Source organism: Bifidobacterium margollesii (assembly GCF_002860355.1).
Lineage (GTDB): Bacteria > Actinomycetota > Actinomycetes > Actinomycetales > Bifidobacteriaceae > Galliscardovia > Galliscardovia margollesii.
In genome coordinates, this window is sequence record NZ_NMWU01000029.1 from 63,282 (window position 1) to 84,648 (window position 21,367).

Genomic DNA, 21,367 nt, shown 5'->3' on the forward strand with positions numbered 1-21,367 from the left:
TGGATATCCATTTGTTCGCTACTTGGTCTCCTGCCAGTCATACGGCACATCGCAAATAGCGGATGCACCGGAACCAGTACCGTTATGCTTACTAACGCTTTTGCCGTTGACGAGAATCTCGCAACTGACTTTGATGCCGCTGGGATCAGGATTGCTGTAGTCGCTTGTCAATACGCTGAGCCCCGGAAACTCCCCTGCTTCAGTACCTTTCGCGGTAATCTGCCACGAACCGTTGAAATCTTCGGTATGACTGCCTCCGCCATTCGTATATACGGCACTTGCAGGACCGTTGCTGGTGGCCTTAAACGTGTAGGTTCGATCCGCCACGGCCTTCTTGCTTGCCGATTGGCTGGCTTCCACCTGCTTGCCGGCATCATCGATGGCCTTGACATAGGCATTCTGAGTGACCAATACGATAATGATCGCAATGACCGAAATGACCACTGCGGCGATGGCCACTCCACGACCACGCTTCCGGCCTTTTCTGCGAGTAGCAACAAGACCAATAATTGCAAGTACAACGCCGATCACTGCAATAATGGCGGAAACGTTATTGAAAATCGGTATCCAACTGGTCAGCAGACCGATGCCGCCCGTCACGCATCCGGCGATGGCGCAGCCACTGATCGGTTTATCGCCGTGTCGGGAACGGTCCCGACGTGACGGGGACTGCGGTGACGGGGTCTGCGGCCCCGGCACCTGCGGGGCAGCCGAACCGTTCGGGGCGTATCCATTGGGATTGGTCATAGTGAGCCTTTCTCTTCCCTGTTCATCCGAATGCGGGTTTCGAGTCCGAATACGGATGGTCATGTATTTTCAACGTACCGGCTCGTCGACGCGCGGGATATTGTACGAACGGGCATGTCGTGTTTCCCTTTAGGGCAGGAGGCGCTGCGCGAACGGACGGTGACGAACGACGGGGATTCCACGTATGCTCGGAATCATTATGATGCGGATTCCACGATTCCTCTTTTCCTCGGCGCCGACCGACGACGGCACGCCCGGCGCGGAGATCGTCCTGCCGGCTAAGCGTCGCTGGTCGGTGGTGCTGATCGCGATGGGCGTGATGATGAATCTGGCTCAGACCTCGCTTGCGGGATCGTTGGCGAATGCAAGGGAGGACGCCTTCGGCTTCGTGGTGGCCATGCTCTCGTTGTTCGTCGGCACGGCGCTGCCGTTCCTGCTGCTGCACCGCGACCGCAGCCCCCTGCTCGTGCTGACGGTGACGGCCGGCGCAACGGTGCTGTTGCCGCTCGGATCGACGTCGACGCTGCTCTCGCTGAGCGCGCTGACGGCCCGCAGCCGCGATCGCCGGCTGATAACGGCGGGTACGACGCTGACCGTGATGGCGGTCGCCGCATCCTACACCAAGGATCTGCTGAGGCCGGCGGACTGGTCGATGTGGAAGCTGCTGTTCTCCGATCAGGGCACGGGTGTCGACGGGGTGCCGGCACGATTGAACGTCGGTATGACCACGATCGTGGCTGCCGCCGCCGTGTGGGGCGTCGGCATGGTGACCGCCGCCGTGATGGTCGGGCTGCATCTGCGCGCGCGGGCCCTCGCCCACAACGCGGATGCCAAGGTCCACGCCGAACGAACGCGCGCCGACGAACTGGCGAGCAATCTGCAGATGCAACGGTTCGCCGACGCCGTGGCGGCCGAAGCGCATGACACGCTGGCTCACAGTCTGTCGCTGATCGCGGTGAACGCCAGTGCAATGCAGACGCAGACGATGAAGCTCGCCTCCCAAGCAAGGGATGCCGGTGACGCTTCATTGGAGCAGAATGCCGAGGCGCTGGTCGCACGAGCCTCGGAGATTCGCCGACAGGCGGCGGGAGCGTTGGATGAGGCGCACAGCATCATCGACATGCTTCGTCATCCCGAAGACGCCGCGACCATGCTGACTCCCTCGCAGGACACCGCGCTGACCCGAGAGGCTTTGTATGACATCGTAGATTCCGCACGTTCGGCGGGCATGTCGTTGGATACGTGGATCGATGTTCGTGATCTGAGTTCGTTGAATCCCGAGATCGGCAAGATCGCGTTCCGCGCAGTGCAGGAGGGGCTGACGAATGCGCGGCGGCATGCGCCCGGGAAGCGGGTGTCACTGGAAATTTCGGCGATTCCCTCGAACGGCGTGGTCGTGCTGTTCTCCAATGCCACCGATGCCGGGTTTGACGCCCACGGGGAGCGGAAGGATGCTGGTATTCCAGACACGGACGTGAACGGTGCGGGCGTGGGCAATGCGGACGTATCGGATACAGGCGTGTCGAAGGTGAACGCGAGTACCGGAGGCCACGGTCTTTCCGGGCTCAAGGAGCGGGTCATGCGGGCGGGCGGCACCTGCGAATACGGGTATGATGCGCGCAACGATTTCCATCTTGACGTGAAACTGCCGTTCGTGCCGTTACGATGAGGGATATGTCCTCTGCTGTCTCCGTATCCGATCCGGCTGTTTCGACGCCGATCACCGTGAGCGTCGTCGATGACGATCCGATGATCTGTCAGGCGATGTCGTTGATTCTCAACGACTATTCGCAAGGTCGGGTTGTGGTGGTCTCCACGTCCGGCAGTGGAGCGGAGGCCGTTGAGAAGGCGCGGATCGAACATCCGGATGTGGTGCTGATGGATATCGCCATGCCGAACGGGGATGGGATCGAGGCTACGGCGAGGCTGCGGGGTCTGTCTGATCCCCCGCATGTGTTGATTCTCACGTCGTTGTCGCCGAAGGGCACCGTGGAGCGGGCGGCGGAGGCCGGTGCCGAAGGGTTCGTGTCAAAGACGGATGCGCCGGAGGAGATCATCGACCGGATTATCGGAGCCTGCGAGGGCCGTCCTCAGTACAATCCGGCCAGTCAGCGGCAATTGCTCGCCGACCTGCATGAGCATCGGCCGATGACCCGCCGGGATGAGGCTCGTGCCCTGTTGAATTCGCTGAGCGAGCGTGAACGAGAAGCGGTGCTGCTGGCCGCCGAGGGGCTGACCAACCAGGAGATCGCCGAGCGGATGTTCACCAGTGAGCGGACCGCGAAGGCTCATCTTTCCGCCGCTTCGGACAAGCTGTGCATGAGTCGCGTGCAGATCGCCCAGCTGGTGGGAAGGGCGGATCTGCCGTCGCCGCTGGAGTATTGAGTGCTACGACTTGAGCGTTACGACCGCCGGTCAGTCGGACGTTGCGAGTTCAACGCCGGCCGCGGACATTTCCTTGCGTGCCGCTTCACCGAGTTTGGGGCTGACCGGCACGGTCAGGTCGGTGAATACGCGGGTGCGGTAGCCGAGTTTCACCGCATCGAGCGCGGTTTCCTTCACACAGTGCGATTCGGCGATGCCTACCACATCCACTTTGGTGATGCCTGCGGCGTTGAGCGCGTTGGCGAGCGTGTGACCTTCCTCGGTGGCGATGCGTACCTCGGCCCGGCTTTGCTGGCGGTTTGAATTGTCTTCTATGCCTTCGAAGCCGGAGTAGGCGGCACAGTACTGTCCCTTTTTGAAGTGGTGGGTGATGCCCAGCGCGTTGATCGCCAGATGCAGGTTGGCGTTGGGGGTGCCGGCCACGCCGTGAAGAGGCCATGTATCCACGAAGTCGGGGCTTTCGGAGAAATGGGAGCCGGGTACGATGTGCCAGTCCTGCGTGGTGGCGATGTAGGCGTAGTCGTCACGATGGGCGACGACGTAGGCGGCGATACGGGCGGCCACATCGTTGCCGCCTTCGACGCCGAGCTCCCCTCCTTCGCAGAAGGTCGGCTGCACGTCGACGATGATCAAGGCGCTGGCGCTCATGAACGTTCCTCTCTCACGATGGCATGGATCTGCCTTCATGATACGGCAGCCGATACGGCGGTGGGCCGCGATCGCTTGGATCGCAGCCCACTGTATGAATCATCGTCGGTATGAATCCCTGCCTCCGAAATGAGATGACGTGTGTGTCCTCAAGGCGCACCGAGGGAAAACGTACGAAGGTACGTCGACCGAGGAGCAACGCCGAGGACACTCCGTCATCTCATTTCGCCGTCTCATTTCGACATGAGGTTGCGCAGCACATACTGCAGAATCCCGCCGTTGCGGTAGTAGTCGGCTTCGCCGGGGGTGTCGATGCGGACGACCGCGTCGAATTCGGTGGTGTGACCGTCGGCGTGGGTGGCGGTGACGTGAACGGTCTTCGGGGTTCCACCGTGGTTGAGCTGTTCGACGCCGGAGATGTCGTAGGTTTCGGTGCCGTCGAGGCCGAGGGTTTCGTAGGATTCTCCGTCGGGGAACTGGAGGGGAAGCACGCCCATGCCGATGAGGTTGGAGCGGTGGATGCGCTCGAAACTGCGGGTGATGACGGCTTTGACGCCGAGCATGAGGGTGCCTTTGGCGGCCCAGTCGCGGGAGGAGCCGGTGCCGTATTCCTTGCCGGCGAGGACGACGAGCGGAGTGCCGGCGGCCTTGTAGTTGAGGGAGGCGTCGAAGATGGTGGACGGCTTGCCGGTGGTGAAGTCGTAGGTGAAGCCGCCGGGGGTGACTTCGTTGCCGGTGGAGGCGAGCAGCTGGTTCCTGAGGCGGATGTTGCCGAAGGTGCCGCGGACCATGATCTCGTGGTTGCCTCGGCGGGAGCCGTAGGAGTTGAAGTTCTTGGGCTCGACGCCGCGCTCGGTGAGGTATTTGCCGGCGGGGCTGGAGGCCTTGAACGCGCCGGCCGGAGAGATGTGGTCGGTGGTGACGGAGTCGCCGAGCAGGGCGAGGACGCGGGCGCCGTGAATGTCCTTGACCGGGTCGGGGGTGGCGTTCATGCCGTCGAAGAAGGTCTGGCGACGCACGTAGGTGGACTTGGGATCCCAGGCGAAGAGTTCGCCTTCGGGCACGTCGAGGCCTTTCCACCGATGATCGCCGTCGAAGACGGAGGCGTAGTCCTTGAGGAACATCTCACGGTTGACGGTGCCGTTGACTACGGCTTCGACTTCGCTGTTGGTGGGCCAGATGTCCTTGAGGTAGACGCCGTGGCCTTCGGGATCGGTGCCGAGCGGCTGGGTTTCGAAGTCGAAGTCCATGGTGCCGGCGAGCGCGTAGGCGATGACGAGCGGCGGGGACGCGAGGTAGTTCATCTTCACGTCGGGGCTGATGCGGCCTTCGAAGTTGCGGTTGCCGGAGAGCACGGCGGTGACGGTGAGGTCGTTGGCGTTGATGGCTTCGCTGATTTCGGGCAGCAGCGGGCCGGAGTTGCCGATGCAGGTGGCGCAGCCGAATCCGACGAGCTGGTATCCGAGGGAGTCGAGATCGTCCTGCAGGCCGGCTGCCTTGAGGTAGTCGGCGACGACCTGGGAGCCCGGTGCGAGGGAGGTCTTGACCCACGGCTTGGGCTTGAGGCCTTTGGCGTGCGCGTTGCGGGCGATGAGGCCGGCGGCGATCATGACGGAAGGGTTGGAGGTGTTGGTGCAGGAGGTGATGGATGCGATGGCCACGTCACCGTTGTCGAGGTTGAAATCTCCTCGGAATGTTGTGGAGACGGGCACCGGTTCCTTGACGGTTTTTTCGGTTTCGTAGGCAGGCAGGGTCTCTTCGAAGGTCTTCTTGGATTCGGAGAGTTTGATGCGGTCCTGAGGCCGCTTGGGGCCGGCGATGGAGGGTACGACGTCGCCGAGGTCGAGCTCCATGTATTCGGAGTACTTCGGTTCCACGTAGTTCGGATCCTTCGCGTCTCCCCACAGTTTGTTGGCCTTGGCGTAGGCTTCGACGAGCGCGACCTGCTCTTCGCTGCGGCCGGTGAGACGCAGGTAGTCGAGGGTGACGTCGTCGATGGGGAAGATGCCGCAGGTGGAGCCGAATTCGGGGCTCATGTTGCCGATGGTGGCGCGGTTGGCGAGCGGAACGGATGCGATGCCTTCGCCGTAGAATTCGACGAACTTGCCGACGACACCGTGCTGGCGGAGCATGTCGGTGATGGTGAGCACCACGTCGGTGGCGGTGACGCCTTCGGGGATGGAGCCGGTGAGTTTGAATCCGACGACACGAGGCACGAGCATGGAGATGGGCTGGCCAAGCATGGCGGCTTCGGCTTCGATGCCGCCGACGCCCCAGCCGAGCACGCCGAGACCGTTTTCGGTGGTGGTGTGGGAATCGGTGCCGACGCAGGAGTCGAGGTAGGCGAGCGTGTTGCCGTTCTCCTCGGTCTTGCTCATGATGACCTTGGCCAGGTATTCGATGTTGACCTGGTGGATGATGCCGGTTCCCGGCGGTACGACGCGGAAGTTGCGGAACGCCTGCTGGCCCCAGCGGAGGAACTGGTAGCGTTCACCATTGCGCTGGTATTCGATGTCCATGTTCTGCTGCACGGCGTCGGCGAGCGCGTATTTGTCGATCTGCACGGAATGGTCGATGACCATGTCGGACTGGACCTGCGGGTTGATGACCTCGGGGTCGCCGCCGAGCTGCTTGACGGCGTCGCGCATGGTGGCGAGGTCGACGATGCAGGGCACGCCGGTGAAGTCCTGCATGACGACTCGGCTGGGGGTGAACTGGATCTCGTGGCTGGGTTCGGCGTTCGGATCCCAGTCGAGCAGCGCCTTGACGTGTTCGTCGGTGATGTTGGCGCCGTCGATGTTGCGTACGAGGTTTTCCACCAGCACCTTCAGCGAGTAGGGCAGGTGATCGATGCCGGGCAGATCGGCGATCGAATAGTAATCGAATGTCTTGTCGCCCACCTTCAACGTGGTGAACTGATCGTCATGAACGGACATGCGACCTCCGTGATCTTTTACGAAATCATTAACACGTTAGTTCTAGCGTGTTTTTGTTTCGCGTGTAATAATACGCCCGATTTTTGGGACGAGCCACACGCATACGGCGAAGATGGCGGATGCGATGAGGAGGGCCGCGCCGGTGGCGATCAGCGTGGTGCCGGTGGGGATGATCAGCGCGAAGAAGCCGGCCACGAAGGGGATGAACATGCCGATGACGCCGCATGCCGCGAAGAAGGCCACGAGCGCTCCACGCCACGAGTTCAGGGGGCTGGCCACGCGGGAGAGCACGAAGACGCCCATGAGGAACAGGATGATGGCGCTGGTGGCGCGCAGCGAGTCGAGGTCCGACTGCCGTGCGAGGTCCCATCCCATCACGCGGGGTACGATCCAGGCGCTGAGCAGTACCGACAGTCCGGTGGCTATGCCGCCGGGCAGCGCGAAGGCGACGACGCGCTTGAGGAACCCGGGGACGTAGCGGCGGGTGTTGGGCGCGAGCGCGAGGATGAATGCGGGGATTCCGATGGTGAGCGCGCCGACGTAGGTGATGTGTCTCGGCAGGTACGGATAGGGCATGGCGGTGAGCACCACGCCGAGGGAGATGATGGCCGAATAGACGGTTTTGACGAGGAACAGGCTGGCGACGCGTTCCATGTTGGCCATGACCTGCCGTCCGCGGGCCACGACGTCGGGCAGATGGGAGAACTTCGAGTCAACGAGCACCACCTGCGCCACGGCCTTCGCCGCCGGGGCGGCGTTGCCCATGGCTATGCCGAGGTCGGCTTCCTTGAGGGCGAGCGTGTCGTTGACGCCGTCACCGGTCATGGCGACGGTGTGGTCACGCCGGTGCAGCGCCTGCACGATGGCCTTCTTCTGCTCGGGCAGCACGCGGCCGAGCACGTCGATCCGCTCCAAGGTATCGGCGAGTTCTTCGAGATCGTCCGGCAGATCCCGTGCGTCCATGTATCGCGGGGCGTCATTGCCGGTGAGTCGCACCTTGTCCGCGATGGCGGCCACGGTGCGAGGGTTGTCGCCTGAGATGATTCGACAGCGCACCCCCTGTTCGCGGAACCATGCGAGCGTTCGTTCGGCGTCCTCGCGGATGTGTTCGGAGCAGACCACCAGAGCCACCGGTCTGGCCGAGGGAAGCAGACGCGGGTTTTCGGCGAATGTCTGCGCGGCGACGGCCGCTTCGTGACCGATCTCGCATTTCGCCAGCAATACCACGCGACTGCCGGTCTCGGCGATGGCGTTCGCCCGTTCCAACGTCCCACGGTATTGTCCGTCAAGTCCGGCGAGCACCACTTCCGGAGCCCCCATGTACCATGCGGTCATGCCCGACCCACCGGTGTGTTCGGCGCCACGCACGATCGCGCTCCATTTGCGGTCCGAGGAGAACGGGATTCTGGCCGCGACCGGACGCTCGGAGAACCCCTTTCCCCCCAAACCGTCCAGAATGGCGGCGCCTGTGCCGTTTGGCTGGGCCTCATTGGCGAGATCGAACAGGGCTTGCATCGCGTCACGCCGATCCTCGGAGTTCTCGGGAATATCGTCGAGCATGTCCACACGATCGAACATGATGCCGCCGCTGGTGATCGTGCCGGTCTTGTCCAGGTTCAGCGAGTCCACTCGGGCCAGTGTCTCGACGGATTCCAGTTCCTGCACCAGCGTGTTCTTCCGTGCGAGTCTCATGGCCGCCACCGCGAAGTTCAGCGAGGTGAGCAGCACCAGTCCCTCCGGGATCATGCCGACCACGCCGGCCACGGCGGAGACAACGGCTTGACGCCACTGCCCGGTGGCGATGGCCGCGTCCCACCCGCCGACAGTACGCATCTGGGTCCATATCAGCAGCACACACAGCGGCACGACGAGGAACGTCATGAATTTGAGGATCCGATTGATGCCCTCATTGAGATCCGAATGGGTTTTCTTGTATACCTTCGCCTCCGCGGCGAGTTTGGCGGCGTAGCTGTGCTCTCCAACCGCCGTGACCCGGCCGATCGCCATGCCGGAAACCGCGGTGGCACCGGAATAGGCCTTGTCGCCCTTGGATTTTCGGACGGTTCTCGATTCGCCGGTGAGCATGGACTCGTCCAGCTCCAACCCCCATGTGCGAAGAATCTCCAGATCGGCGGGCACCTGATCGCCGGCCCTGACCCACAGCAGATCGTCCTGCACGATCTGATCATGCGCGATCTCGACGTCATGCCCGTCCCTTCTGACCAGATATTTCGAGGCCATGAGGATCGACAGGCGGTCAAGCGTGCGTTTGGCCTTCAGCTCGGTGACGATGCCGATGCCGGTGTTGACGATGATCACGAAGCCGAACACCGAATCGCGCCATTGGCCGGTAAGCAGCACCATCACCATCGCCACGGCGATGATCGCGTTGAACAGCGTGAACACGTTGGAGCGGAGTATCTGCCCGATCGACCGGGACGACTTGTCCCTGGTGATGTTGACCCTGCCCTGAGAGATTCGCTGCCGAACCTGGCTGGTCGTCAAACCACCGATTTCAAGCACGGGCATCAACGTCTGCTGATTCACCGGATACCGCCGCCTTTCCAGTTGCATGCCTCACCACTGGGGTACGAGGCGCACGTTCATGATCTTCTCATGCGGTGCGTCGTCCACGATGTCCGCCAGCGCATCCGCAATGTAGTATGTGTGTCCCACCGGTTCGCGTCCGATCGGCCGTGATTTCACCAGCAGGTTGAACCGGGCCGCGTACAGCGTCCGATCGTCCGGGGAGATCGCGCTGTTCGCAAGCACCACGGGAATTCCCGCCTGACGGGCTTCGGTCAGGGCCTCATCCCATCCGCTTGCCTTGTCGGCCATGATCACGATGACCTTCACGTCGCGTGCCAGCAGGTCGGCCATGGCTTTCTGCTGGCCGCCGGCATCACCGTTCGACGCCATGAACACGGGATTGAGGTCCCCTTGGTTCATGGCGTCCACAAGCTGACGGTTGAGTTCGGCATTGTCCGGCTTCGAACTGCCGATCACACCGACATACAGGTCATGCCGGTCCACCCCGTCGTGCGCCACGGCGTCCGCGGTCTCGGTGGTGTCCCCCACCGCCTTGCCCTGCGGTACGCAGCCGGCGAGAGGCATGATCAGTCCCGCCGCCAGCAGCATGGCCGCCGCGCGACTCCCCCACCGCATATCGCCTCGCCTGCCCGTCGTTCTCATAGTGCGGATCACGCCGACTTTCCTCCGAGAACCCTCAGCGAACGAAGAGGGCGATGGTTTCGACATGATGGGTGTTGGGATAGATGTCGTGGGCGTGGATGCGGGAAAGCGTGTACCCATGTTCCGTCAACGTGGCGGTGTCGCGGGCGAGACTCGCCGGATCGCAGGCCACGTAGACCACGGTTCGCGCGCCGGAATCGGCGATCTGCTCGCAGACTCGCTTTCTGGCTCCCGCACGGGGAGGGTCAAGCACCACCACGTCGGGATGGGCGAACCGTTTCGGCACGACCCGCAGGGTTTTCGCCACATCACCGGTACGGGCGTCCACATTGTCCAGACCGGCTCGTCCCAGATTACGGTGCGCGTTGTGCACGGCTTCCTTGGCCCCTTCGACGCTGAGCACCCGAACGCCGTCGGCCACCATCGAGGCCAGCGGCAGGGTGAACAGTCCGGAGCCGGAATAGAGATCCCATAGCACGGCGTGCCTTTTGCCGTCCACCGCACGACGAACCGTCTCGGTCACCGCATTGGCCAGCACGTTCGGCGCCTCGCGATGCATCTGCCAGAATCCCGCGGCGTCCACGGTGTAGACGAAGTCATGGGGGGAGCCGGCTTCGTCGTTGATGACGACGTGTTCGGTGAGCAGCCGGGAGCCGGATCGCAGTTCGCCGCCGACCAGCACGGCATAATCATCAACGGAGTCGTCGGACTTCCCCGACCCTCCCGCCGTCGTACGCGGCTGCGGCACGGCGATGCGGATCTGCGCCCCGGATTCGAACCCGCCTTCCCATACATGCTCCCTTCCGGCAAGGTCGTTAAGCGTATCGGTGGCGAGCGGCATGGAGTCCAGCGGCACGCGCACATGCGTGCCGCGCCGCCGCATGGAGGGGCGGCCCTCATCGTCGGCGATCATCTCGATGCGCGTGCGCCATCCGAGACCGTGCCGCTCCTCGTCTCCGGGTACACCGGAGACCGGCACTTCGACGTCGACATGGCCGAGACGCCGCATCTGCTCGCTCACCGTGGCCGATTTCCAAGCTCGCTGGCCGGATACCGACACATGGATCAGGTCGGCCCCGCCGACGCCTCCGCCGAAGGCCAGAGGTCCTGCGAGCGGCCATGCCGGTTCGACACGATCTTCACTGGATTCGATCACCTCCGTCACCTCTCCGGTCCAGAACCGGTCGTCGCGGTCGTGGGGCTCGTCGAGTTCGATGGCCACCAGTTCGCCCGGCAACGCGAATCGGACGAACACCACACGCCCGTCGATATGGGCCACGCAACGGCCCTGATCGGCGTAGCGTTCGATACGGACTTGATGAGCGGTCATGGGTTCCTTTCGTTCACGGTTTGCGATTCACTGCTCGCGATTCGCGGTTCGGATGATCTCCTCTTCGGCATGTCGCCGTTCATCGAGACGGTGTCGGTGCAGCGGGGTGGCGATGATCAGCCAGGAGATCCAGATGGCAAGAGCGAACAGCGGCACACCCATGATGAGTCGGGCCGTACCGAGCCAGCCGACGTGGTTGGTCAGATACATCGGGATCTGGATGCCCAGGCGCAGGGCGAACACCCCGATCCACAGACCGCTGACGATCATATACGCCTTCAGCAGCGGCTCGTCTCCCCGCCACGCGCCCAGCCATTTACGGAAATGCTCGGTCACGGGATTGCGGATGAACTCCACCAGCACGCCGATGCCCGGAATCCGGGCGAGCAGCGACACGGCAAGCACGATGATCCAGAACGAGTTGATGAGGAAGCCGGGCAGATAGTAGTTGCGCGCATCGTGACTGAGCCACGCCCAGACGAGACATATGCCCACGGCGAGCACGCCGGTGAGCGCTCCAAGCACCGACTGGCGTTGAAGCAGTCTCGCCGCCACCTGCACCACGGCGATCACCGCCGAAACGATCACCGTCAGATGCAGGTCACGCGTGGCGACGAACAACACCACGAACACCACGCCGGGCAGCATGGATTCGATCACGCCGCGAGGTCCGCCGATCGCGTCGATGACGGAGAAGTCGTCGTTGGCGAGCGAGGCCATGCCGCTGCGTTTCGCACTGCCGCCAACGGATTGTTCGCCGGTCTCGGGCAGATCGTCCATCTTCGGTTCGTTCGCTGACATCATCGATGTTCCGTCGCCGACCGATCAGCGCATTTCCGAGAACAGCGGCCCCCGCTGCAGCGTAGTCTGCTGCTCCACCTGATGCACGGGGGTGAGCGGGCCGTCCGGCTTTCCAGGGATCTCGGTCTTCTTCTCGTTCTCCTTGGCGGCCTCGGCCTCGGCCAGCCGCTTGCGTTCGGAAGGGCTGACCGGCGGGTGCATGGGAATCATGTCACGGGGGGCGAGCGGCTCCTCGCCTCTTTCCACCACCACGTCGGCGAAATACCGGTCGAGAATGCGTTTCTCCTCGCCTTCCTTGGCCGCCGGTCCGGAGAAGATGCCGCGCAGCATCCAACGCGGACCATCCACGCCGACGATGCGGGTGTCCAGCGTCTTCTCGCCCACCTTCACCGGCAGGATCAGTTCCTTGCCGAACACGCCGTCGACTTCCCGGGCCCCCTTGTTGGCTTCGAGCAGATCGGAGCGGACGTCATCCCACAGACCGAACGACTTCGGCGCCGCGAACGCCTCCATCTCCAGACTGGAATCGCCCAGCGTGATCGTGGCGCCCAGCACCTGTCCGCTCTGACGGTTGGCCTTGAGTCGCAGTTCGATGTTCTGCAGGAACGGCAGGAACAGCGAGCCGATGTCGAGATAGTCGTCGTAGTCGGGAACGTTCTCATCGTCCACGTCCCACGGGCCCTGATTCTCGCCTCGCTCCCCTTCGCCCGGCGCGACCGTCCGAGGATGGTCGGCCTTGGATTCGTCGGACGTCGTCGTCTCGTCGGCGTTCTTCGCGGCTTCGTCCGCGACGTCGGCTTTGGCCTCGTCCTCCTGATGCTTCTTCCTGCCGAATCCGAACAGTCCCATATCGTTCCTCATTTCCGTGCGATGGCAATCGTGATAAGCCTAACACCTGCCTTGCGCACCTGTCGTGGAAACCGCCACCATCGCAGTCGCACCGCAACAGTACCGTCACACGTCGTAGTCGATGGTGAGAGGAGCATGGTCGGACCACCGCAGATCGTAGGTGGGTGCCTTGTCGATCATGAAACCGCGTGCCGTCTCGGCCAGCTCGGGTGTGGCGAACTGGTAGTCGAGTCGCCAACCGACGTTGTTGTCGAACGCGCGTCCCCGCTGGCTCCACCAGGTGTACGGCCCCTGAATGTCTCCGGCCAGATCGCGCATCACATCGACGAACTCGTATTCGTCGAGCCATCGGTCGACGTAGGCCCGTTCGGCGGGCAGGAATCCCGCATGCTTCACGTTCCCCTTGGCGTTCTTGATGTCGAGCGGGGTGTGCGCGATGTTGAAGTCCCCGCACAGCACGGCCTGACGTCCGCCCCGCGCGGCCTCGTCGCGCAGCTGACCGAGCCGGACGAGCATCGTGTCGAGGAAGCGATACTTCTGCGCCATCTTCACCTCGTCGTCGGCGTTGCCGGCATGCACGTACACGCTGGCGACGGTGATCTCGTATCCCTGCGGGGTCTTCACGTCGGCTTCGATCCAGCGTCCGGAATCGACGTCCTCGCTAAGCCCCGGAAGCCCATATCGAGTGGCCACCACGGGCAGCGAGGAGATCAGTCCCACGCCGGCTCTCCCCTTGACCCGGCACACCTCGTTCATCCGGAAAAGATCGTCGGCGTCGGACACCGCCCCGCTCTCGGCATAACGGCGAGCGAAATCGCCCAGGATTCCGTCGATGTCGGGCTGGGGCGCACGCACCTCCTGCATGCACCATACGTTCGGGGTATGGGCGCTCACCCAATCGCCCACGTTCTTGCGGTTCGCCGCACGAATGCCATTGAGATTCGAAGTCGTGATGCTGATCATGAGCCCGAGTCTAACCCGCCCGCGGGTCAATGCCGCGGTCGGTCCGCGATCGGCCCACCGTGAGCCCACGATGGTGAGCCCACGGTGGTCGGACCACAACCGATGCATGCCGGCGCGCCCCGATCCTATGCGCGGGGAAAGGCCTGATTGTATCGTCCGATGAGTTGTTCGATCGAAACATGCGTGTACCGCTGCGTGGTCTGCAGCGAAGAGTGGCCGAGCATCTCCTGCACCTCGCGCAGATCGGCGCCGCCGTCCAGCATGTGGGTGGCCGCCGAATGCCGCAGGGCATGCGGACCGATGTCGGGAACGCCTGCACGCGCGGCCGCACGATGCACGATCTGTCTGGCGATACGCTGATTGAGCCGTCCGCCCCGAGCCCCGAGGAACACCGCCTCCGCATCGGCCTGCCGACTCACGGCACGCCGTACGATCATCGGGCGTCCTTCATCCATCCATGCGGCGAGCGCCTTGGCGGCCGGACCTCCGAACGGCACCACGCGCTGCTTGTCACCCTTGCCCGTCACCCTCACCGTGCGTGAGGAGAAATCCACGTCATGCCCATTCATCGACACCAGTTCGGCCACGCGGATTCCGGTGGCGTACAGCATTTCCACGATGGCGGCGTCCCGCAGGGCCATCGCATGATCCATGTCATCGCGAGCACCGTCATCATGAGCACCGTCATCGCGAGCACCGTCATCGCGAGCACCGTCATCGCAGCGTCTCCCGTCGTCGGACTCCTGTTGGGCCGGCCCCCGAGCGTGACCTTCCGCCGCCAGATCCACCGTCTCCATCAGCCGCCCGGCCTGCTGTTCGCTGAGCACGACCGGAAGCCTGATCGGTATCTTCGGGGTCTTCAGCACCGACGCCGGATCCGCGTCGATCACCCCATGTTCGGCCAGATAGGCGAAGAACGAACGAATCGACACCACCTTGCGCGCCATCGACGATCTGGAGTGCGATCGTGATTCCACGGCCATCCACGCGCGCAGATCGTCGAGACCCACATCCCGCAGTCGCGTCACGCCCCGCTCGCCGAGGTCGTGCAGGCATTCCGCCACATCGCTCCCATAGGCCTTCACGGTGTTCTCGCTCAGCCCGCGATTCACCCGCAGATACCGAAGGAATCCATCGAATTCAGCTTGCCCGTCCATAGCCGGTCCCTCCTTTCCCGCGACCATACCGTCGTCGATACGCCGAATCTTAGTCGTGTCGAGGTACGCGGTGGTCTACCGTATGAGTGATGAGTATGAACAACGCAATCGCCGAACACGCCGGACGCTCCGATGAGGGGCAGCGCATCACGATCACCTTCGTCATCCCCTCGTACAACGTGGAGGATTATCTGGGCCGATGTCTTTCCTCGCTGCTGATCGAACAACGTCTCGATGACGTGGAGATCATCATCGTCAACGACGGATCCACCGACGGAACGCTGAGACTGGCCAACGAGTATGCGGCACGGTATCCGCAGATCCGCGTGATCGATCAGGAGAACAAGGGTCATGGCGGCGCCGTGAACACCGGGGTGGCGAACGCCCGCGGCATGTACGTGAAGGTGGTGGATTCCGACGACTGGCTCGATCAAGTGGCCCTGCACAACGTGCTGGAGGAGCTGCGCCGGCAGGCCGCCTCCCCCGCCCCCGTGGATCTGCTGATCACCAACTACACCTACGAGAAGCAGGGCAAGCGCATCAAGCAGACGATCCGATACGCCAGCGTGATCACGCCGAACAGGGTGATCGGCTGGAATGAGGTGAAGCGGTTCCGCCCCGATCAGAACCTGCTGATGCATTCGCTCACCTACCGTACGAGGATCCTGCGCGACAAGGCACGACTCGAACTGCCGGAGCACACGTTCTACGTGGACAACATCTACGCCTACGCGCCGCTGCCGCAGGTGCGAACGCTGATGTATCTCGACGAGGATCTGTACCGCTACTTCATCGGCCGCGAGGGCCAGTCGGTGCAGAAGGACACCATGATCCGTCGTATCGACCAGCTGATCCGCGTGGTACGGCTGATGATTCTGGCGACCCCCTCGCGAGACTCGGTGCCCGAAGGGCTGTATCGCTATATGATCCACTATCTGACCATCAACATGGGCATCGATTCGGCGTTCATGGTGCTGTCGAAGAATAGGGAGAACTATCGCCGCAAGGACGAGCTGTGGCGGTATCTGGACGATCACGCACCCGAGGCGGGGCAGGCGGTGAGGCACACGCTGATCGGCTCACTGCTCACCGTCCCGGGGCCGGTCGGGCGCTGGCTGATCCGCGTGGGATACTGGTTCGCCCACAACGTGTTCGGAGTGAACTGAACAGAACCGAGCATTGGAAACGCCCGGCGCATCAGAACCGTTCGGCGAGCCAGTCGTCGAGCAGTTCGCCGGAGCGTTCGGCCATGTACCGGTAGCCGAATTCGCCGGGATGGAAATGATCGGCGGCGTAGAAGGAGGCATCGTCGGCGTTGACGTCTTCGTGGGCCATATCCACGTACCGGGCACCGAATTCACGGCAGATGGTCCCGCTCGCCTCCACCTGCTCGTCGACCTTGCCCTTCAGGCTCTGTCGCAGCGTGGCTCCCAAGGCCGGACTGTTGTACAGCTGTCCGCAGCTGAACACGATGATGTGCTCGCTCAGCGGACGGGCCTCCTCCAGCGTAGCGCGCAGATCGGCCTTCCACTCCTCGATGCCGCGCCGAGCCATGATGTCGTTCGACCCGGCGATCACGACCAGCAGATCGGGATGTCCCTCGACTTCAGGCAGCAGACGGTATCGCACCCGACGCATGGTGGCTCCCAGACGTCCGTGAGCCTCCCAGTCGATACGGCGGTTCAGCCGTTGCGCGAACACGGAGGCCAGATCGGGCACGAAGCCCATGGATTGATCGTCCACACCGCAGGCGGCCACCATCGAGTCACCGACGGCCACCATACGCAACGGCGGCCGGGAATCAGCGCCGGTCCCGGCACGGACGGTGCCGAAGCGATCGCCGGAGGGTTCGGGGGCCAGATGCACATGATGCTTGGCCCATAACGCCTCGCCGATGGCCACGAATCTGGTCAATGCGTTCATGATGGATGCTCCCTCCGCCGTTCCGTAACAACCCGGATCAGCTTACTCCCATCGCGGATCGTTGTTCCGTGTGATCGATTCCGTACGGATGTTTTCGAAGAATGAAACTTTACGCAACAGCGCTTTACATCCATACCGGGAATGACTATTACGGAGATTGGCAGGACGGCCCGGAAAGCCGGAGAGCCTCAGCCATGCGAATGGTGCATGGCGACGGTTAGCTCCCCGTCGCCCGCATGATAGGCGACGAAGCGTTGTGAAATGAGGAGTTTCATCATGGCAAGTAGCGAATTGGTCGAGGAAGTCGCCAAGGCTCAGACGGTTCAGGATGTGCTGGCCGCGCTGAAGAACGCCGGCGAGGAACTGACGTTCGAGCAGGCCGACAAGCTGTTCGGCAAGGTTCTGCAGGCCAAGTCCGACACCGCCGAACTGGACGGAGACACCATTGCCGGCGCCATCGACGAGGCTCTGGCCAAGTAGTATCGGGATCGAACGCGTAGGCGGAAGTGATCGCTTCCGCATTCACACGGCGAAAAGGGGCACGGCACAATGAAGGCCGTGCCCCTTTTCGCCGTGTATGCACCTTTTCACTGTGCGCAACCCTTTTCACTGTGCGTCGTTTGTTCGCCTGTCCGTGTGTATGCACGACCCATCCGACCATGCCTTGTGGATCTTGGCTATGCCTTGTGGATCCCGGCTATGCCTTGGCCTGATATGCGATCTGCCGTGACGTCACGTCGTCATAGAGGTACATGGACAGCGATTCGGAACGCCCGCCGAGTGCGAATTCCACGTCGCGCTCGCAACGGCGGGTCATTCCACGATGCTCGTAGAACCCGAAATCACAGCTGGTATCGGTGTAGAGGAAGAACTCCTCGATGCCTCGACCTTGGAAATACTCCATAGCGGCCCCGAACAGCCGACGGCCGACGCCATGGCCCTTGAAGTCGGGCGACACGATGAACAGCACCACTTCACCCTCGTAGCGCCTGCCCGCCTGATCGGCATCACGACGCAGCATGGCATCGGTGCGCTCGTACCCGGCGAACATCCGCAGCCCGTCACGTCCCTCCCGGCTGAGGGCGAGCCTGAGGAGCAGTGCCGTCCTGCGTGCGAGCATCGGCCAATCCCGGCGTGGTTCACGCAGATCATTGGCCACGATGAACCCGGCGATGTCACCGTCGATGTCGGCCACCCGCATGAAGGTGCGGCGGGAAAGGCAGTTGAGCGCATCGATGGCGGCGAACCGTGCCGCCATGTCGGCGCCTACCCGATCCTCGTAGTTCCAGGTAAGACCGACGATGCGTTCGATCTGCGGCAGATCCTCGGCCCTCATGCTTCTGAGCACAGTTTGCGACATATTGACGGCAACCTCCATTCGTCATTCACCCTAGACGATATCCAACGACGACGGCAAACCCGTTCGCCTGGGAAACCGTCGCAACCGTCGTTTCTCCGTGGATGGAGAGACAATGGTGGAGCACAGCCGGCCGGCGAGATTCGCCCAGCATACCGGCGGGAAGGCAGGGAACGATGATGTCGATGCTGTTTGATGAGGATGCCGAACTGGACGACGAATTCGTGTCAGCGGCGTTCGCATCCGATGACGTTCGGGCCATGGAGAAGCCCCTGCTTGAAAGCGGCGTGCCGCTCATGCATATGGCGGCCTCCGCCGTGGCCATGTCGGCACGAGTGATGATGGCCCGAGCGCATGTCTCCCCCGATGACGCGCAGATCGTACTGCTCGCAGGAGGCGGGGACAACGGCGGCGACGGGCTGTTCGCAGCTGCGGAACTGGCGGATCAGGGCATCCCGGTCACCGCAGTGGCCGTTGGAACGAGTCTGCACGCCCAGGGTCTCGCCGCCTTCGAGCGTGCGGGGGGCGAAGTGATCGTGCTGGATCCACGGGCCGCCATCACCGGGCATGAGGCGCCGGCCGACGTCGAGGAGGCGCAGGAAGCCTTCGACGAGGCTCTGGAGATCGCCGAGAATGCGAACCTGATCATCGATGCGATGACCGGCATCGGACTCGTCGGAGCCCTGCGCGGCATCCCCGCGCATGTAGCCGCCGAACTGGGACGGGAGAGCGGCCTTCCCGAATCCATGGCGCTGCCGAAGGGCGAGAGCCTCGGCGCCTTTCCGCTGGTGCTCGCGGTGGATACGCCCTCGGGCATCGGCGTGGACGACGGCACGCTGCCCGGCCCGTACATTCCCGCGGACGTAACGGTGACGTTCGGCGCGATGAAGCCGTGCGCCATGCTGCCGCCGAGCGCCTACGCATGCGGTCAGCTGGTGCTGGTGGACTTCGACTTCGACACGGCGCCCTTTACTCCCGCGGTGGAGGCCATGATCCCCCGAACCGCGGCCCAGATGATTCGAATGCCGCACATCGCCGATTCGAAGTATTCCCGCGGCGTGGTCGGACTCATCACCGGTTCGCAGTCGTATCCGGGAGCCGCGGTGCTCTCCGCCCATGCCGCGGCCGTATCGAATGTGGGCATGATCCGCTACTGCGGTCCGACGCGCGCCGAGGATCTGGTGCTGCGCGAGGTTCCCGAGGCGGTGATGGGTCAGGGCCATGTGCAGGCGTGGGTCGTGGGTTCCGGAGTGCCGAGCGCCGAAGCCGACGAGAACGGCGACGACGTGCAGCGCGAGCGGATTCGCACCCTGCTCGCCCGGTATGACGCCACGGTGGACGGCAGTGCGGATATGCCGCCGATCGTGGTGGATGCCGGCGCCCTTGATCTGCTGCCTGAAACGTGCACATCGCAGGTGCTGATCACACCGCACGCCGGTGAATTGGCGAGGCTGATCGCCCATCGGGACGATGATGCCGCGGCCGCAGAGGTGACCGCGGCCGACGTGCTGGCGGAACCGTTGCATTGGGCCACCCGTGCGTGGGAGATCACCGGTGCCACCGTGCTGCTCAAAGGGGCGATCACCGTGATCGTGGGGTATGACGAAGAGGGCGAGTCGAGCGTGGTCGTTTCAGGCTCGGCCCCGGCCTGGCTGGCATCGGCCGGAGCCGGCGACGTGCTGGCCGGCACACTGGGCGCGGTTCTGGCCCAGGGAGCCGATACCCTCCGTCTCTTCCCCGATCAGGTCGGCCTCCATGCCGCCGTGGGCGCGTACATCCACGGTCTTGCCGCACAGCTGGCCTCCGGCTCGATGCAGTCCGGCTGGAACAGACCGGTGGTCTATGATCCTGCGGACGTGCTCGGATTCTTCTCGGATATGCTGCCGATCACCCACAGTCCGGAACATGCCCACTATCTGCAGGGCTCCCTCGGCCAGCCGATCACGGCGACCGACGTCATCAGGGATCTGACAACCGCGTTCTCGCTGCTGATCCGCATGTACGACGATCATGACGAGGACGATGCCGGGGACGAGGATCTCATCGATCCCGACGAAGGCCCCGACGATGTCATCGACGCGGAGCCGGACGATCTCGGCGACGACGATGACGCTGATGACGATCTCGGCGACGATGACCCCGATGACGATGGCGGCGTGTATCTGGACGCCGACCGGGATTACACGGATGAGGAACTCGACGAACTGGCGAAGAAGCTACTCGGCTGATCGCCCGTTCGCAGGCCGTCCTCCGTCCGGATCCTCCGCATCCGAGGAGAAGCCATCCATGCCGTCCATCGCCTCACGCTCGGCGTCAACCGCGTCGGAGGCGATGTTCAGGCATCGCAGGGCGTTGATCGCCCGCGGATAGCCGATGTACGGCAGGCACTGGGAGATCACGGCGACCAGGAACCGTCTCTCGCCTCCGGACCGTATGATCGCCGCGGCATGGCTGACGAGCTGGGGCTCGCAGCTTCCCTGCGCGGCGAGCAGGCATACCGTGATCATCTTCCGATCATCGATATCCAGCGCGCCACGCGTGTAGTAGTCGCCATAGCAGTTGGCGGTCACCCACGCGTGGATATGCCGTGTGGACTCATCGGAACCGGAGCGTCCCAACCCGCCGAGCACCTCCGTCTGCACGCGCCGGCCCTCCGCCATGCGAGTGGATTCGTCGACCGTCCCCTGAGGCGCGACCGGCAGCGGTATGTCCTTGTCCTGAAAGACGTCGTTCGTCGCCGTAAGAAACGGCATGACCCTCCCGATGCCGAGATACGGCACCGCCTGATACACGATCTCCTTGATCTGAGCCGCGCCCACCCCGCCCTGCAACGCCACCGGCAGCATGATGCGATACTCGTCAAGCCCCTGACAACCGATCAGCGACGCGAGAATGACCATCGAACGTCTGGCATCGGTGAGATCGGGATGGTTCGCATTCGGCTCGTTGAGCACCTCGTCATAGGCGAACCTGCTGAACAGCGTCACGAACTCCGGATCGGAATCGCCGAGGGGGATGTCGTCCCTCCAGAATCTTCTCGCCGATTTCTTCAATGCGTCGAATGCCATTGCATGCTCCT

The 21,367-nt window shown here is 63.2% G+C and carries 18 protein-coding genes; 5 read left to right on the forward strand and 13 right to left on the reverse strand.

What is annotated here, in order from left to right; all coding sequences use genetic code 11:
* Positions 1-18: 18 nt before the first annotated feature.
* Positions 19-747: a hypothetical protein gene (locus tag Uis1B_RS11910; RefSeq protein ID WP_133124895.1), complete on the reverse strand. Its 729-nt coding sequence runs from the start codon at positions 745-747 to the stop codon at positions 19-21.
* A 184-nt stretch (positions 748-931) separates the two neighbouring features.
* On the opposite strand from Uis1B_RS11910, the gene Uis1B_RS08485 reads away from it, so the two are divergent.
* Entirely contained in the window at positions 932-2,416 is a 1,485-nt protein-coding gene (locus Uis1B_RS08485) for a sensor histidine kinase (protein ID WP_101617381.1), read from the forward strand.
* A 5-nt stretch (positions 2,417-2,421) separates the two neighbouring features.
* The gene (locus Uis1B_RS08490; protein ID WP_101617383.1) at positions 2,422-3,132 is read left to right on the forward strand and encodes a response regulator transcription factor; all 711 of its coding nucleotides are present in this window, start codon (positions 2,422-2,424) and stop codon (positions 3,130-3,132) included.
* Positions 3,133-3,162: 30 nt separating this feature from the next.
* On the opposite strand, the gene Uis1B_RS08495 is transcribed toward Uis1B_RS08490, so the two are convergent.
* The 9 genes from Uis1B_RS08495 to Uis1B_RS08535 form a co-directional block, all read right to left on the reverse strand.
* Positions 3,163-3,780, reverse strand: a complete 618-nt coding sequence (locus Uis1B_RS08495; protein WP_101617385.1) for an isochorismatase family protein — start codon at positions 3,778-3,780, stop codon at positions 3,163-3,165.
* A 233-nt stretch (positions 3,781-4,013) separates the two neighbouring features.
* Entirely contained in the window at positions 4,014-6,716 is a 2,703-nt protein-coding gene (gene acnA / locus Uis1B_RS08500) for an aconitate hydratase AcnA (RefSeq protein ID WP_101617387.1), read from the reverse strand.
* A 42-nt stretch (positions 6,717-6,758) separates the two neighbouring features.
* Positions 6,759-9,245, reverse strand: a complete 2,487-nt coding sequence (locus tag Uis1B_RS08505; protein WP_101617499.1) for an HAD-IC family P-type ATPase — start codon at positions 9,243-9,245, stop codon at positions 6,759-6,761.
* Positions 9,246-9,293: 48 nt separating this feature from the next.
* The gene (locus Uis1B_RS08510; RefSeq protein WP_165782812.1) at positions 9,294-9,920 is read right to left on the reverse strand and encodes a substrate-binding domain-containing protein; all 627 of its coding nucleotides are present in this window, start codon (positions 9,918-9,920) and stop codon (positions 9,294-9,296) included.
* Positions 9,921-9,942: 22 nt separating this feature from the next.
* Complete coding sequence (locus tag Uis1B_RS08515) at positions 9,943-11,238, reverse strand: class I SAM-dependent RNA methyltransferase (protein ID WP_101617391.1); 1,296 nt, start codon at positions 11,236-11,238, stop codon at positions 9,943-9,945.
* A gap of 27 nt (positions 11,239-11,265) precedes the next feature.
* A complete protein-coding gene (locus tag Uis1B_RS08520; protein ID WP_101617502.1) occupies positions 11,266-12,018 on the reverse strand; it encodes a DUF3159 domain-containing protein in 753 nt (250 codons plus the stop codon).
* Between the two features lie 45 nt (positions 12,019-12,063).
* Complete coding sequence (locus tag Uis1B_RS08525; RefSeq protein WP_101617393.1) at positions 12,064-12,888, reverse strand: DUF3710 domain-containing protein; 825 nt, start codon at positions 12,886-12,888, stop codon at positions 12,064-12,066.
* A 105-nt stretch (positions 12,889-12,993) separates the two neighbouring features.
* A complete protein-coding gene (locus Uis1B_RS08530) occupies positions 12,994-13,851 on the reverse strand; it encodes an exodeoxyribonuclease III (RefSeq protein WP_101617396.1) in 858 nt (285 codons plus the stop codon).
* A gap of 125 nt (positions 13,852-13,976) precedes the next feature.
* Positions 13,977-15,008: a tyrosine recombinase XerC gene (locus Uis1B_RS08535; protein ID WP_101617398.1), complete on the reverse strand. Its 1,032-nt coding sequence runs from the start codon at positions 15,006-15,008 to the stop codon at positions 13,977-13,979.
* Positions 15,009-15,103: 95 nt separating this feature from the next.
* Between Uis1B_RS08535 and Uis1B_RS08540 the strand changes: the two genes are divergently transcribed.
* Complete coding sequence (locus Uis1B_RS08540) at positions 15,104-16,174, forward strand: glycosyltransferase family 2 protein (RefSeq protein WP_101617399.1); 1,071 nt, start codon at positions 15,104-15,106, stop codon at positions 16,172-16,174.
* A gap of 31 nt (positions 16,175-16,205) precedes the next feature.
* Here the strand turns inward: Uis1B_RS08540 and Uis1B_RS08545 are convergent, their stop codons facing one another.
* Positions 16,206-16,931: an SGNH/GDSL hydrolase family protein gene (locus Uis1B_RS08545; protein WP_101617401.1), complete on the reverse strand. Its 726-nt coding sequence runs from the start codon at positions 16,929-16,931 to the stop codon at positions 16,206-16,208.
* Between the two features lie 276 nt (positions 16,932-17,207).
* Here Uis1B_RS08545 and Uis1B_RS08550 point away from each other — a divergent pair, with 276 nt between their 5' ends.
* Positions 17,208-17,411: a hypothetical protein gene (locus tag Uis1B_RS08550; RefSeq protein WP_101617403.1), complete on the forward strand. Its 204-nt coding sequence runs from the start codon at positions 17,208-17,210 to the stop codon at positions 17,409-17,411.
* Between the two features lie 217 nt (positions 17,412-17,628).
* Here the strand turns inward: Uis1B_RS08550 and Uis1B_RS08555 are convergent, their stop codons facing one another.
* On the reverse strand, positions 17,629-18,291 hold the full coding sequence (locus tag Uis1B_RS08555; RefSeq protein ID WP_165782813.1) for a GNAT family N-acetyltransferase: 663 nt from the start codon (positions 18,289-18,291) through the stop codon (positions 17,629-17,631).
* A 182-nt stretch (positions 18,292-18,473) separates the two neighbouring features.
* Between Uis1B_RS08555 and Uis1B_RS08560 the strand changes: the two genes are divergently transcribed.
* Positions 18,474-20,516, forward strand: coding sequence for a bifunctional ADP-dependent NAD(P)H-hydrate dehydratase/NAD(P)H-hydrate epimerase (locus tag Uis1B_RS08560; RefSeq protein WP_207763408.1), 2,043 nt, complete (start codon positions 18,474-18,476; stop codon positions 20,514-20,516).
* On the opposite strand, the gene Uis1B_RS08565 is transcribed toward Uis1B_RS08560, so the two are convergent.
* A complete protein-coding gene (locus Uis1B_RS08565) occupies positions 20,505-21,356 on the reverse strand; it encodes a carboxymuconolactone decarboxylase family protein (protein ID WP_101617406.1) in 852 nt (283 codons plus the stop codon). The genes Uis1B_RS08560 and Uis1B_RS08565 overlap by 12 nt on opposite strands.
* Positions 21,357-21,367 lie beyond the last annotated feature (11 nt).

Bases quoted from the DNA above. Each gene is read 5' to 3' on its own strand.
- Uis1B_RS08550 (WP_101617403.1), top strand. From the start codon at position 17,208: ATGGCAAGTAGCGAATTGGTCGAGGAAGTCGCCAAGGCTCAGACGGTT.
- Uis1B_RS08515 (WP_101617391.1), bottom strand. From the start codon at position 11,238: ATGACCGCTCATCAAGTCCGTATCGAACGCTACGCCGATCAGGGCCGT.
- Uis1B_RS08565 (WP_101617406.1), bottom strand. From the start codon at position 21,356: ATGGCATTCGACGCATTGAAGAAATCGGCGAGAAGATTCTGGAGGGAC.
- Uis1B_RS08555 (WP_165782813.1), bottom strand. From the start codon at position 18,291: ATGTCGCAAACTGTGCTCAGAAGCATGAGGGCCGAGGATCTGCCGCAG.
- Uis1B_RS08485 (WP_101617381.1), top strand. From the start codon at position 932: ATGCTCGGAATCATTATGATGCGGATTCCACGATTCCTCTTTTCCTCG.
- Uis1B_RS08490 (WP_101617383.1), top strand. From the start codon at position 2,422: ATGTCCTCTGCTGTCTCCGTATCCGATCCGGCTGTTTCGACGCCGATC.
- Uis1B_RS08505 (WP_101617499.1), bottom strand. From the start codon at position 9,245: ATGCCCGTGCTTGAAATCGGTGGTTTGACGACCAGCCAGGTTCGGCAG.
- Uis1B_RS08495 (WP_101617385.1), bottom strand. From the start codon at position 3,780: ATGAGCGCCAGCGCCTTGATCATCGTCGACGTGCAGCCGACCTTCTGC.
- acnA (WP_101617387.1), bottom strand. From the start codon at position 6,716: ATGTCCGTTCATGACGATCAGTTCACCACGTTGAAGGTGGGCGACAAG.
- Uis1B_RS08520 (WP_101617502.1), bottom strand. From the start codon at position 12,018: ATGGACGATCTGCCCGAGACCGGCGAACAATCCGTTGGCGGCAGTGCG.
- Uis1B_RS08530 (WP_101617396.1), bottom strand. From the start codon at position 13,851: ATGATCAGCATCACGACTTCGAATCTCAATGGCATTCGTGCGGCGAAC.
- Uis1B_RS08560 (WP_207763408.1), top strand. From the start codon at position 18,474: ATGCTGTTTGATGAGGATGCCGAACTGGACGACGAATTCGTGTCAGCG.
- Uis1B_RS08535 (WP_101617398.1), bottom strand. From the start codon at position 15,008: ATGGACGGGCAAGCTGAATTCGATGGATTCCTTCGGTATCTGCGGGTG.
- Uis1B_RS11910 (WP_133124895.1), bottom strand. From the start codon at position 747: ATGACCAATCCCAATGGATACGCCCCGAACGGTTCGGCTGCCCCGCAG.
- Uis1B_RS08545 (WP_101617401.1), bottom strand. From the start codon at position 16,931: ATGAACGCATTGACCAGATTCGTGGCCATCGGCGAGGCGTTATGGGCC.
- Uis1B_RS08540 (WP_101617399.1), top strand. From the start codon at position 15,104: ATGAACAACGCAATCGCCGAACACGCCGGACGCTCCGATGAGGGGCAG.
- Uis1B_RS08525 (WP_101617393.1), bottom strand. From the start codon at position 12,888: ATGGGACTGTTCGGATTCGGCAGGAAGAAGCATCAGGAGGACGAGGCC.